Source organism: Williamsia sp. Y721, assembly GCF_059683565.1.
Map to the genome: position 1 here is coordinate 76,010 of NZ_JCASNH010000002.1, position 11,997 is coordinate 88,006.

Annotated in this window: 12 protein-coding genes; 4 read left to right on the top strand and 8 right to left on the bottom strand. The window is 63.5% G+C overall.

Annotated elements, in window-relative coordinates; genetic code table 11:
- Nucleotides 1-43 precede the first annotated feature (43 nt).
- Entirely contained in the window at nt 44-949 is a 906-nt protein-coding gene (locus AC56PL_RS08975) for an LLM class F420-dependent oxidoreductase (protein WP_497153634.1), read from the top strand.
- Nucleotides 946-1,797, top strand: a complete 852-nt coding sequence (locus tag AC56PL_RS08980; protein ID WP_497153635.1) for an SDR family NAD(P)-dependent oxidoreductase — start codon at nt 946-948, stop codon at nt 1,795-1,797. The genes AC56PL_RS08975 and AC56PL_RS08980 overlap by 4 nt, the downstream gene beginning before the upstream one ends.
- Before the next feature lie 63 nt (nt 1,798-1,860).
- Here AC56PL_RS08980 and AC56PL_RS08985 read toward each other — a convergent pair whose 3' ends face one another.
- A complete protein-coding gene (locus AC56PL_RS08985; protein ID WP_495515931.1) occupies nt 1,861-3,237 on the bottom strand; it encodes an ABC transporter substrate-binding protein in 1,377 nt (458 codons plus the stop codon).
- A gap of 177 nt (nt 3,238-3,414) precedes the next feature.
- The gene (locus tag AC56PL_RS08990; RefSeq protein ID WP_497153636.1) at nt 3,415-4,188 is read right to left on the bottom strand and encodes an SDR family NAD(P)-dependent oxidoreductase; all 774 of its coding nucleotides are present in this window, start codon (nt 4,186-4,188) and stop codon (nt 3,415-3,417) included.
- Between the two features lie 69 nt (nt 4,189-4,257).
- Here AC56PL_RS08990 and AC56PL_RS08995 point away from each other — a divergent pair, with 69 nt between their 5' ends.
- Nucleotides 4,258-5,019 (top strand): SDR family NAD(P)-dependent oxidoreductase, encoded by a 762-nt coding sequence (locus tag AC56PL_RS08995; protein WP_497153637.1) that lies wholly within the window; start codon nt 4,258-4,260, stop codon nt 5,017-5,019.
- Between the two features lie 62 nt (nt 5,020-5,081).
- Here the strand turns inward: AC56PL_RS08995 and AC56PL_RS09000 are convergent, their stop codons facing one another.
- The 4 genes from AC56PL_RS09000 to AC56PL_RS09015 are packed head-to-tail and all read right to left on the bottom strand — an operon-like array spanning nt 5,082 to nt 10,217.
- Nucleotides 5,082-6,500: an aldehyde dehydrogenase family protein gene (locus tag AC56PL_RS09000; RefSeq protein ID WP_495513377.1), complete on the bottom strand. Its 1,419-nt coding sequence runs from the start codon at nt 6,498-6,500 to the stop codon at nt 5,082-5,084.
- 15 nt (nt 6,501-6,515) lie between these two features.
- Nucleotides 6,516-7,511 (bottom strand): aldo/keto reductase, encoded by a 996-nt coding sequence (locus AC56PL_RS09005; RefSeq protein ID WP_497153638.1) that lies wholly within the window; start codon nt 7,509-7,511, stop codon nt 6,516-6,518.
- Complete coding sequence (locus AC56PL_RS09010; protein WP_497153639.1) at nt 7,504-8,910, bottom strand: acyl-CoA reductase; 1,407 nt, start codon at nt 8,908-8,910, stop codon at nt 7,504-7,506. The genes AC56PL_RS09005 and AC56PL_RS09010 overlap by 8 nt, the downstream gene beginning before the upstream one ends.
- 11 nt (nt 8,911-8,921) lie before the next feature.
- The gene (locus AC56PL_RS09015; protein ID WP_495513380.1) at nt 8,922-10,217 is read right to left on the bottom strand and encodes a hypothetical protein; all 1,296 of its coding nucleotides are present in this window, start codon (nt 10,215-10,217) and stop codon (nt 8,922-8,924) included.
- A 109-nt stretch (nt 10,218-10,326) separates the two neighbouring features.
- Here AC56PL_RS09015 and AC56PL_RS09020 point away from each other — a divergent pair, with 109 nt between their 5' ends.
- Nucleotides 10,327-10,998, top strand: a complete 672-nt coding sequence (locus tag AC56PL_RS09020) for a TetR/AcrR family transcriptional regulator C-terminal domain-containing protein (protein ID WP_495513381.1) — start codon at nt 10,327-10,329, stop codon at nt 10,996-10,998.
- On the opposite strand, the gene AC56PL_RS09025 is transcribed toward AC56PL_RS09020, so the two are convergent.
- Nucleotides 10,982-11,614: a TetR/AcrR family transcriptional regulator gene (locus tag AC56PL_RS09025; protein ID WP_497153640.1), complete on the bottom strand. Its 633-nt coding sequence runs from the start codon at nt 11,612-11,614 to the stop codon at nt 10,982-10,984. The genes AC56PL_RS09020 and AC56PL_RS09025 overlap by 17 nt on opposite strands.
- 22 nt (nt 11,615-11,636) lie before the next feature.
- Entirely contained in the window at nt 11,637-11,969 is a 333-nt protein-coding gene (locus tag AC56PL_RS09030) for a hypothetical protein (RefSeq protein ID WP_495513383.1), read from the bottom strand.
- Nucleotides 11,970-11,997: the final 28 nt, after the last annotated feature.

Genomic DNA, 11,997 nt, shown 5'->3' on the forward strand with positions numbered 1-11,997 from the left:
GACGACCCGAGCTAGTCCACAACAGAAGTTCATGAGGTGACCGATGCGCTACATCTTCCACTATCCAGAACCCAGCGGCCCCGACGCCGACCTCTTCGCCGCCGGACCGATGACCGACGTCGCGGTTGCGGTAGAGCGGGCCGGATTCGACGGTTTCTCGGTGAGTGAACATCCGATCCCCGGAGCGAAGTGGCTCGCCACCGGCGGACATCAGACGGTGGATCCCTTTGTTGCGCTGAGCTTTGTCGCCGCCGCCACCACGCGGATCAAGGTCCTGACCTATCTTGCGGTCGCGCCCTACCGGAATCCACTGTTGCTGGCCAAGTCCGCGTCGACACTGGACACGCTGTCCGGCGGACGATTGATCTTGGGCCTGGGCACCGGGTACCAGAAGAGCGAGTTCTTTGCACTCGGCGTCGACATCAACGAACGCAATGAGTTGTTCGACGAGGCCCTGGACGTACTCCCACTGCACTGGAGTGGCGAGCCATTCAGTTACCAGGGCAAGCACTTCAACGCGCGTGATGTGAGATCCCTGCCCCGTCCGGTCTCTGATCCGATCCCGATCTGGGTCGGCGGCAACTCCAAACTGAGCCGCCGCCGCGTTGCAGAGCGGGCACAGGGCTGGATGCCGATGTCCGGTGGGGCAGAACTCAGCACCACGGCCCGCACCCCCGCGCTGGGGTCCAGTTCCGAACTGGGCGACAAGATCTCGGAGGTGCGGGACGCTGCCGCGGCCGCCGGGCGCACCGAAGCGATCGACGTTCTCTACTCCTACCAGGCCGATGGACTGACAACTCCCGCCGTCGATGCCGACCGTCACCGCGAGAATTTTGCCGAGCTCGAGAAGGCCGGCGTCACCTGGATCGTCGTCTCCCACCCGCCGGCCGGGTCCTACAGCGAGACAACCGAGTTCCTCGACGCTTTCGGATCGACATACCTGTCATGACCTGGTTCGAAGAACGCGCCCGCCTCGCAGGAAGCGTCGCGGTGATCACCGGCGGCGCCGGAGGTCTCGGGGAGAGTATCGCCGCCGACCTCGTCGCCAACGGTGTTCGGATCGCCGTCATCGACATCGATCCCCGCGCCGTCGAGGCGTTGCGTGAGACTCTCGCCGACGGCGACCACGAGGCCATCGTGCACCACGGTGATGCCCGTGACCCCGACACGCTGGCAGCTTTGTTCACAGCTGTGGATGAACGCTGGGGACAACTGGACACCCTGGTGAACATCGTGGGCGGAACCTTCCGGACACCGTTCACCGAAAGCAAACCGAAAGGCTGGGACGCACTCCTGCGCACCAACCTTCACCATGTGTTCCACGCCTGCTCGCTGGCGATCCCACGGATGCAGGCCGGCGGTCGCGGCGGCAGCATCATCAACATCACCACCATCGAGGCGCACCGTGCGGCACCCGGGTTCGCGGTGTATTCGGCGGCAAAGGCAGCGGTCGAACAGTTCGCCCGCACCTTGTCGGTGGAGGTTGCCCCGGATCGGATCCGGGTCAACAACATCGCGCCCGATTTTGTGCCGACACCCAGCCTGGACAAACTCGGCGGTGGCGGGACACCAGCGATGGCCACCCCGATCGGCGCCCGGATCGCCATCCCGATGGGCCGGGTCGGCCATGTCACCGATGTCTCGAACTGCGTGGTCTTTCTCGCGTCCGGTCTGTCGGAGTACATCACCGGAACGACACTGCATCCCGACGGCGGCACGCTCGCCTCGTCGGGATGGTTCAACTGGCCCGACCACGGATGGGCGAACTACGCCCCGGCTTCGGTTATAGACCAGTAGAACTCGGACTGATCACCTGTTCGGTGATCAGTCCGAGTTCGCACCAGCTGATTGTTCTTCGTACTATTTGATGTCGGCCATGGTCATTCCGACGTCAGCCAGCGTCATGGGTGTGCCGTAGTCGGTCGTGTACTTGTAGGCGGGGACGTCGCAGCGGTAGAGACCGTTGTCCGGCTTGAAATCTGCGGCCTCCCAACCATCGGGTGTGGCCTGCTCGACGTTGAAGCAGGGCGACGGCGGAGCAGGCTGCGCCAGGTTCTGTGGCGCGGTCAATCCACCGCCGGTCCAAGCTGTTTCAGCCTTCGCGGCGTCGTAGACACAGGTGCGGGTCAGGTCGTCGCCACAGCTCGCGGCGGACTTGGCAAAGAGCAACCATGCCGACATCGCCCGAATGGCGGGCAACGTGATCTCGGCATCCGGGGCGTACTTCTCATACAGCGCCTTGAGCTCGGTGATGGCCGGCTCGTCACTGTCGAGCGGTGCCACGCCACCCATGTCGAGGTAGTTGTTCTGGAAGTCGAGGGAATCGGCTGCCAGCTCGATGAACTGCGGGCCATAGGCGTTGTTGTTCGTATCGATCCAGTCCAGCTTGTAGTCGAGTGAGGTCAACACACTCTCGAGCTTGGCCAGCTGCTTGAAATCGCCATAGAACTGGAGTCCCTTGACATTCTTGCTCTTGATCGACTGTGCGTACGGGGTCCAGTCCGAGACACCCATCGCGGGGTACAGGTCGTTGTAGACGTAGGTGCCACCGGCAGCCTCTGTGGATTCGATGGCCTGGGCGCCAATGTCTTTGGTCAACGGCGAGTCACCGTTGATGATTCCGATTGCATTGGCCGAATCCGGGTAGGCATCCTTGATCAGCCAGGTCCGGAACTGGAAGTAGGGGTCGTAGCCCACGGTCTGGCTGGGCGAAGCACTGACCTGCAGCTCCGAACCGGTCACCGTTGGCTGCACGGTCTGGCCCGGGAAACTGGGCAGCCCACAGGTCAGCCGTTCTTTGACCCCGAGCCCGTCCAGTGCACTGCCACCACCGACGAGCGCGAAGTCCTCGCGGCAGGCGGCGATCATCTGCTGGCGGGTTTCCATCAGCTTCGAGTCACGGGTGTTCGCCACCAGAGTGCGACCGTTGATGCCACCGAGGTCGTTGCACCAGGACGTGAACACCTTTGCCGCCTCGACGAACTCAGGATTCTTGGTGAAGCCCACATCGGAGAACACCCCGACCTTGATCTCACTGTCGGTGACACCCTGCGTCGGCGATCCGGTGGCCGAGCCGTCCTGACAGACGTCGGACAGGGTGCCGAAGTCGCTCGACGCGGTCTCCGAAGACGCGGTTCCACCACCACCACCTCCACCCTCGTCACCATCGCCGCTTCCACGGTCGCTACTACATCCGGCAACAACAAGCAGTGCGGCGGCCGACACGGCCACGAGCATGCGATGCGGTTTCAACTGTTCCTCCTCGATCGTGGCCCCCCGGTAGCGCGGAGCCTATCCCCGACGAGTACCGGAGCGGAGCAGTTTGAAACTTTATCCTTATAAGGTTAACCAGGAATGGTCGAACAGCCTGGCTGACCTGCGTCTTTTGGCCAATGATCGGACAGCACGTAAAGGTCAGTACAACCCGCCATCGACCCGGATCAACGACGACGTGGTGAAGGTCGACGCTGCGCTGGCCAGGTAGAGGGCAGTGGTCACGATTTCCGACGTCTCGCCCGGACGCCCAGCCGCACTGCGCAAACCGGTACGCGCATCGTCGCCCCACCCTTTCGAGATATCGGTCAGGAACGGTCCGGCCGAGATCGTGTTGACCCGTACATTCGGGCCGTATTCGCGACCGAAGACGCCCGCCAATGTGTTGAGCGCCGCTTTCGCCCCGGCGTAAGGACCGAATTTCGGTGCCGGAAAGAGTGCACCTGACGACGAGATGTTGATGATCGATCCACCGTCACCGTCAGCCATCCGACGACCGACCAATGAACCAAGTCGGAACGGCCCCTTGAAGTTCACGGCAACTACCTTGTCGAAGAGCTCCTCGCTCGTCTCCTCCGAAGACGGGGCCACCGGCGACAAACCAGCATTGTTGACCAGGATGTCGATCTTGCCGAAGTGCGCATACGCTGTCTCCACCAGTGCGTCGACGTCTTCCCACTTGCCCACGTGAGCACTCACCGGCAACGCCTTTCGGCCGAGCGCCTCCACTTCGCGAGCCGTCTCCTCACATGCAGGAAGCTTGCGACTGGCGATGACGACGTCGGCCCCGGCCCTGGCAAAGGCCAGCACCATTTCTCGGCCGAGACCGCGACTGCCACCTGTCACGAGGGCTACTTTGCCCTTCAACGAGAACAATTCAGCGAGATCGGCAGCGGGTTCCGGGGTTGCATTCATGCCATGAGAATAGCATTCTGATTACTTAGATCGTTATTCTCATGCGCATGTTCACAAGGGAGCCAGTTGATGCAGGGACTGCAGGACAAAGTTGTCGTGGTGGCCGGGGCCGCCACCGGACTCGGGGCCGACTCGGCACAGCGATTGGCCCGAGAAGGCGCGAAAGTAGTTGTCGGTGACCTCAACTCAGACGGCGCCGAGAAGACCGCCGCCGCGATCGACGCCGCGGGCGGCCAGGCGGTTGCCGCGCAGTTCGACATCGCCGACGACGTTTCGGTCAAGGAGCTCATCGCGTTTGCGGTGGCAACCTTCGGCGGACTCGACGCCGTACACATCAATGCCGGCGACATGGCATCGGTGACCAAGGATTCCAACGTCGTCGACATCGATCTCGATGTCTGGGACCGGACGATCTCCGTGAACCTCCGTGGCCACATGTTGGTCAGTCGGCACAGCATCCCGGAACTTCTCAAACGCGGTGGCGGTTCGATTGTCTACACGTCCTCGATCGCCGCGTTCACCGGCGATGCGCGCAGACCGGCCTACTCCGCAACCAAAGCCGGGATCAATGCCCTTGCCCGCCACGTCGCCTCGGGTTGGGGCAAGGAGGGGATCCGGGCAAACGCCATCACCCCTGGCCTGATCCTGACCGACGAGATCAAGCATGGGGCCGACCCAAAGATGCTGGAGGGCATGCTGCGTGGCAACCGCAGCACCCGGTTGGGTGAAGCTCGCGACGTCTCGAGCATGGTGGCCTATCTGATGTCCGACGACGGCTCCTGGATCAATGGCCAGGTCGTCAACGTCGACGGCGGCACCGTTCTCCGCTGATCCTCTCGCCACCACCCCCTCGGGCCGCGCGTGCCGATGATCACCGGCACGCGCGCAGGGGGTCAGAGTTTGATGGTCACACACTTGACCTGACTGTAATGATGCAGCGCCTCAACACCTTTTTCGCGCCCGTAGCCACTGTTTTTCCAGCCACCGAACGGAGTCTGGACCGACGCCGTAGACCAGGTGTTCACGAACACCTGACCAACCCGGAGACGGTCGCTCACCGTCAATGCGCGGGAGACGTCCGTGGTCCACACCCCGGCAACCAGTCCGTAGTCGGAATCATTGGCCAGCGCAACGGCTTCGGCGTCGTCGTCGAATGGAATCACCACGACGACGGGACCGAAGATCTCTTCGCGGGCGATCCGTGCCGAGTTGTCGACACCGGTGTAGATCGTCGGGTCGATGTAGAACCCGCCGGTCTCGCCGGCAACGGTCGATACCGTGCCGCCGGATGCGGTGTGGGCCCCATCGGCTTCGGCGACCTTGAAATACTCCTGCACCCGCGAGAACTGATCTCGGGTGATCAGCGGGCCGATATCGCGGCCCACTCGCACGTTCGCAGCGCGGTCGACCAGTCTGCGCACCACCTCGTCATGGACCGAGCGGTGGACAAGCAATCGGGTGCCGGCCGAACAGACCTGGCCGGCGTTGGCGGTGAAGGCCTGTAGCGAACCGGCAACGGCCGCATCGAGATCCGCATCGGAGAAGATGATGTTGGCCGACTTCCCACCCAGTTCGAGGGTCAGCGGAATGATGCGTTCGGCCGCGATCTTGCCGATCGCCCGGCCGGTCGGAACCGACCCGGTGAAAGCGACTTTCGCCACCGACGGGTGCTCTACCACCGCGGCACCGGCATCACGCCCGTTGCCGAGCACCACATTGAACACTCCCGGCGCAAAACCCACTTCGGACGCCAACTGCGCCAGCCGCACAGTGGTCGACGATGTGTACTCGGACGGCTTGACCACCACCGTGTTTCCGGCAGCCAGCGCAGGAGCGCAGGCTCGCGCCGCCTGGTTGAGCGGCACATTCCACGGCGTGATCACACCGACCACGCCGAAGGGCTCACGCCGGGTGTAGACATGCTGATCCGGTGCCACGTCCAGCGTCTCACCGACCGGCATCCCGATCAGGCCCCCATAGAAATCGAAGTAGGTGGCCGAGCCCTCGACCTCGCCCAGTGCCACCGCCTCGGGTTTGCCGGTCTCGCTGATCTCCAGCTGCGCGAGCTCCTTTGCGTTGTCGCGCATCGCACGTGCGAGGTCGGAGAACAACCGGGCGCGGGCCAGCCCCGGGACCTGACGCCAGGCCTCGGCAGCCGATTCGGCCGCGGTGACCGCGAGGGAGATGTCTGCGGCGTTCCCGGCTGCGATCCGGCGAACCTCATTGCCGCTCGCCGGATCTGTGACACCAAGGTATTCGCCTGCCGACGGCGCCGCGTTGGCGCCGCCGATCCAGTGGTCGAGTTTTTGCACGTCTGTCAGGTCCTTCTAACTGGTCGGGGTGAAGACCGCACGCCGTTTGTTGAGAAAATCGTGCGGATATCCGAGCCGCACCCGGGTGGCCGTCTCCAGCCGATCGAGGTGGGTCTGTTCCAACCGTACCGCCAGGGCGCCCAGATTATCTCTCAGCTGCGCAACGGTTCTCGCCCCGATCGACGGCATCAGTCCCTGGCGCATCACCCACGCCAGCGCCACCCGTGCGGGTGTGGTGTCGAGTTCGGCAGCGATCTCTTTCGCCACCGACACGGCCCGTTGACCTGACGGCGACAACTTCGCCGGACCGTCGTCCGAGGATTTGCCCGCCAACAACCCACGCGCCAGCGGACTCCACGCACAGACCGCGATGTCCAGCTCACGCGCCATGGGCAGCAGTTCCCGGTCGGGAGTCCGCGCAACCAGCGAATACTCGACCTGCATGGCGCAGAACGATGTCCACCCGCGCAGTTCACTGATCGCCGCCGAGCGAGCGACCACCCAGGCCGGGGTGTTGGTCACGCCGATGGAAAGGACCTTGCCGGACCGCACCAGGTCATCGAGCCCGCGCAGGGTCTCCTCGACCGGGGTGCACTGGTCCCAGGCATGCACCCACAACAGGTCGATGTAGTCGGTGTCGAGGCGTCGCAGACTTGTCTCGACACTGCGACGCAGGCTCTTTCGATGGCTGCCACCCGAGTTCGGGTCGTCTTTGTCCGTCGGCAGCGTGTATTTGGTGCTGAGCACCACGTTGTCTCGTTCGGAGGCAACCAGACGTCCGAGGATCTCTTCGCTGGCCCCGTTGGTGTAGACGTTGGCGGTGTCGACGAAGTTGCCGCCTGCCTCCCGGAAAACGTTGTAGATCTCGGCGCAGGCCTGCTCCTCGGAGCCGAAGCCCCAGTCGGTTCCGAATGTCATTGCCCCCAGACACAGCTCACTGACCCGCAGGCCCGATCTGCCCAGGATCCGCACGGGCATCGCAGCGCCGGAACCCTCGACCCCGCTAGGCATCGTCGTCCACCACCCAGTTCACGAATCGATGCAACGGGTACATACCGTCATGGGGGCCACCCATACTGCCCTTCATGGCACTTCCGAGCTTCACCAGACGTTGCACGCCAGCAGTGGCCAGATCATCACGGATCTCGGCCTTTCGATGCGTCGGGTACACGCCAACGGTCTGCGTGGCCACTGTGGCCAACGCCGCAGCGTCGCGCATGCTGTCCACCGGGATGACGTTCACAGTCTTGTTGGTGGGATGGAAGTCGACCATCTCCGGCGATCGGACAACCAGTCCGCGGCCGTCGAATTCACCCCAGACCCGATATTCGGGCTCGAGGAAGCGCATCCCCTCCACGGCCTCCCGGATATCGGAGGCCGGCTTCGGTCCGACGGCCGACGCGAAATCGCGGTCAACACCGAGACGTTCATGGAGCAGCTCGCAGAAGCGATCCACCTGCTCGATGTCCCCTTCGACGCAGATGTGCCGGGCGGCGAGGCAGGCATCCTGATTGAAGATCGTGACGTCCTTGGCGGCCAGCTCCGCGACCTCGAGCAGGGTCTCCTCGGATTCGAACGCCTCCCGGCCGATGACGGACATCGACACCTTGGGATCAAAAGAGATGAGCCCGAAACCGGGACCCACATATTTCGCCGCGTTCTCGATCGCGGCGCCGCCACCCCAGGCGACCAGCTTGTCGAAGTACTGCGACCGGTAGAGAACACTTTCGACCTTCTCGTCACCGCCCCTCCAGTACACCGCCGACATCGATTGGAGCACCGGATGATCGGGGGCGATGTCGGCCATGGTGCGCAACACCGCGACGGTGGTGAACGGATCGGCCGACGGCATCTTGAACACGTTGACGGCCTTGGTCAGTGCGGCGTCAGCGATCGACGTCATTGCCGCACTCGGCGAGTTGCCCGCCAACATGTGCACCAGACGTGGCGGGAAAGCCCTTATCCGGCTGACGCTTCCGTTCGGATCGGTGTTCTCCACCCAGCCGTCGAGCACCTCGAGGCTTCCGAAGGTCTTCTTCAGCCGGTATTCCATCGCCTCCCTGGTGAGGAACTGTCCCGGCCTGGCAAAAGTGTTCTCGATGATGCGCCGGGGCAGAGCACTGACCTGCAGGGTCATCTCCAGCGATTCCTGCAGGTACTCGTTCTTCTCCAGCGAGAGGTGGGAGGCCGTCTCGACCAGGAAGTCGATGATCTCCGACACCGGCATGTCAAAGGCCGGTCCCTGCTCGGTACGTGGCACGAACAGTTCGTTGAACTCGATCTTCGGGGTGACAAAGGGAACGCCGAAATCCCTGGAGAGATACTCGTTGTCCTCACCCCAGATCAGCTTGCCCCGAACAAAGTGCGGTACCCGGATCTTGGATTTGGTCGGGCTCAATGTGGTGGTCACGTGATCGGTCCTCAGTCCTCGATGAATCCGCGCACGTAGGCATCCATGGTGCCGGCGCAGGTGATCTTGTCGTCGTCTTTGAGATCGGAGTAGCGGGCGATCTGGTCCAGGACCGTGGTGCCGGCGCGTCCACAGGGACAGCCATCGAGTTCGGCGATGATCTTGTCCCCAGAAATCGTTCCGCCCCAGCGCCCGTCGACGGTGGTGTCGAAGAACGCCGCACGCCCTTCGACCTGCCCGTCCGAGGCAGGCGCGAAGGTCTCACCGTTCTTGTCGAGCACGAACAGGACCACCTCGGCGGGCACGTGGTATCGCCCGGACAGGCACTTCGGCAGACGCTGATTGAGTTCTTGCATGGAGTAGTAGTGCAGGAAGCGGCTCGGATCGATGTTGAGCATCCGGTATATCTGCTCGCGGTAGTCATCCGGCAGCGACATCCCTTTGAGGCCACCACCGGTGGTCAGCGCATTCTCACCGGTGATGTCACCGTCTTTGCCGCCGATCTCCTTCAGGATCTCGGTCAGCCGGAACAGATTCGGGAACTGCGCGCTGAAGAAGAAGCGTTCGGAGCGACGGGCGAGAATCTGCTCGGCGAGGTAGTGCAACCGGTCTTCGTTCTTCTGCTGGCGCTGTGCGGCTTTCGCCTCGAATGCGGCGATCTCATCCGGCGCGGCGGTGCCGTCGGCCATGGCCCGGCGCATCGCCTGCAGCAGCGCCATGTACTTGTGGTGTCCGGCCGGGGCGGTGCTCGGCGGCATCGCGATACCATCCGGCCTGCCGTAGGCCGCGGCCAGCATGTCCTTGAGCGCAACGTGTGCGGTGAGGCTGGTCTCCGGACCAACCGGGATGAAGTTCCAGATCTGTTGCGGGGGTAGCCCGAGATCGGTCAGGCAGTCGAGCATGTTGGTCGCGTTCGTGTCGAGGTCTGTCTTGGTCTTGTTGAGGAAGGAACCCTTGCCGCTGGTGCCACTGGAACTCGACACCATGTGTCCGGCGGCTTCGAGGCGGCCGATCCAGCCATCGACGTCTTCGACCCCGTCGACATCGACATCTGCAACCCGGTGCGTCGACAGCGAGTCGAGCCACCGATTCATCTGCGACCATTTACCTTTCGCGATGAGCGATTCCGGGTAGCTCTTGTACGTCGTGTGCGGGAACAGCAGCGGGATGAGGTCTTCTCGGGCCCGGATCTGCGTGATGCCTTCGGCGTCAGCACGCTGCCTCAGAACCGGAACCTGCTCGCGGCGCTCCTGGAAACGGGCATCGAGTTGCTCGACGACATCTCGCGGACTCGTGGTCACTGACATTGCTGCCTCCGTGGAATGTGAAAAGTGAGGGGGTGTGGGAACCCGTTTCATTAACCATACCTGCGGGTAAAGTTTTCTGTCCAGGGCCAGAGGTGGCAGACTTTCCCTGGTGACGTCGACCAACTCCGACACACCACCCGGCGGCCCAACCCGCAGCCGCGGCGGCCGTCCGACAAAAGCCCAGGCAGGCGCACTCGATCGCAAAATTCGCGAGTGCGCACTCGAGGAGTTCCTGCAGCACGGCTACGAGGGCACGTCGATGAACGCGATCGCCGCCGCGGCCGGAACCACCAAGCCCTCGCTCTACGCCCGGTTTCCCACCAAGGAGGATGTCTTCCGGTCGGTACTCGGGTGGGCACTGCAGCAACGCGATTGGCCGGAGCCCGAGCCTCCGGCGCCCGATCCGGACGACCTCGAAGCGGCACTGACGGCCGTTGCCCGTGCAGCCATCCGCCGTGCGACGAATCCGTCGATGATCAAGCTGGAGCAGATAGCCATCGCCCACGCCTCGCGCTATCCCGAAATCGCCCGTCGCACATACGGAAGCGGCTTCTGGCCGCGCAAGCAGTTCGTTGTCGACCTACTCGTTCGGCACACCGCAACCGGTTCGATCGAAGCGGACGACCCGGGTGTGCTCGCCGAACTCTTCCTCGGCATGGTCGGCGGCCAGTCGCGACTGGCGTCGTTCGGCATCGTCCGGGACACCACCGAGCAGGACCGGCACATCCGTGCCGCGGTCGAACTATTCCTGCGCAGCCTGCGACCTACGCCGCAGGGGTGACCGCCCTCAGACAGAACTCGTAGATGCGGGCGATGTCTGCCTGCGTGGGTTCGACACGTCGCCACAGGTAGTCGGCAAGCATGCCGAGTGTGGCATGGGCGGCGAGCAACGCATCGAAATCGGGGTCGGTACTGCCGAGTTCGGCAAACGGTTCGGTCAGCAACGACGCCATCGGGCCGTTGGCCGACACCGCGCCCCCCATGCTGTCACCGGCCAGACCACTGGCATTCCAGGAGACCGCGCGGGTGGAATCGGCGGTATCCCCGATCGCCTGCGCGAGCACACCTTCGACCCAACGATGGACCTTGCCCTCGGGGCTCGGCTCCTTGCTCATCTGATGAGCGACGTACCGGCGCAAGCGTGCGGTACCGTCCTCCAGCAACGCCGCCACGAGCGCATCCTTCGACGAGAAGTGCCGATAGAAGGCCTCATTCGACAGACCGGCGGCAGAGACGATGTCGGCAACCCGTGGCCGGGACTCGGTACCCCGCTCCTGGATGACGCTGAGCGCGGCATCGAGCAACCGGCGCACCTCGGCCGCATAGTTGGCACCCCGCTTGGCCAGGCTGCGCTCGGCGATCCGGCTCGCCAGATCGTCGGCCGCGTCCCCGCTCATCTGTTTGTCCACAGCATCAAGATTAATGCCCATCCGTCGGTGGGTACTCGGTGGTGACCTCGAGCAGTCGCCTCGTCGGTGTCGGGTCTTTCTGCGAAAGGTCCGACAACGTGAGCGCACCCGCCCGCGCCGCGGCCATCATCGCCTCGAGAATCGTCGGCAGGTCATCGCCTTCCAGCTCATAGATCGCAACGTAGGGTCCGTCATCGGTGACCGGCGCAAATCGTCGGGCCGAGATGATTCCGTCGATCGCGATCATCTCGGGCAGATGGACCTCGTCGTACCAATGGTTGAACTCGGCGTCGACCGCCTGCGATGCCGGCCGGGATTCGACGTAGTAGATACCCTTTGCCATAACTTGTTACCCTTCAATTGTTTTCGAC

Excerpts from the sequence above, each read along its gene's own strand:
- AC56PL_RS08975 (WP_497153634.1), top strand. The coding sequence starts at position 44 with ATGCGCTACATCTTCCACTATCCAGAACCCAGCGGCCCCGACGCCGAC.
- AC56PL_RS08980 (WP_497153635.1), top strand. The coding sequence starts at position 946 with ATGACCTGGTTCGAAGAACGCGCCCGCCTCGCAGGAAGCGTCGCGGTG.
- AC56PL_RS08985 (WP_495515931.1), bottom strand. The coding sequence starts at position 3,237 with ATGCTCGTGGCCGTGTCGGCCGCCGCACTGCTTGTTGTTGCCGGATGT.
- AC56PL_RS08990 (WP_497153636.1), bottom strand. The coding sequence starts at position 4,188 with ATGAATGCAACCCCGGAACCCGCTGCCGATCTCGCTGAATTGTTCTCG.
- AC56PL_RS08995 (WP_497153637.1), top strand. The coding sequence starts at position 4,258 with ATGCAGGGACTGCAGGACAAAGTTGTCGTGGTGGCCGGGGCCGCCACC.
- AC56PL_RS09005 (WP_497153638.1), bottom strand. The coding sequence starts at position 7,511 with ATGCCTAGCGGGGTCGAGGGTTCCGGCGCTGCGATGCCCGTGCGGATC.
- AC56PL_RS09015 (WP_495513380.1), bottom strand. The coding sequence starts at position 10,217 with ATGTCAGTGACCACGAGTCCGCGAGATGTCGTCGAGCAACTCGATGCC.
- AC56PL_RS09025 (WP_497153640.1), bottom strand. The coding sequence starts at position 11,614 with ATGAGCGGGGACGCGGCCGACGATCTGGCGAGCCGGATCGCCGAGCGC.
- AC56PL_RS09030 (WP_495513383.1), bottom strand. The coding sequence starts at position 11,969 with ATGGCAAAGGGTATCTACTACGTCGAATCCCGGCCGGCATCGCAGGCG.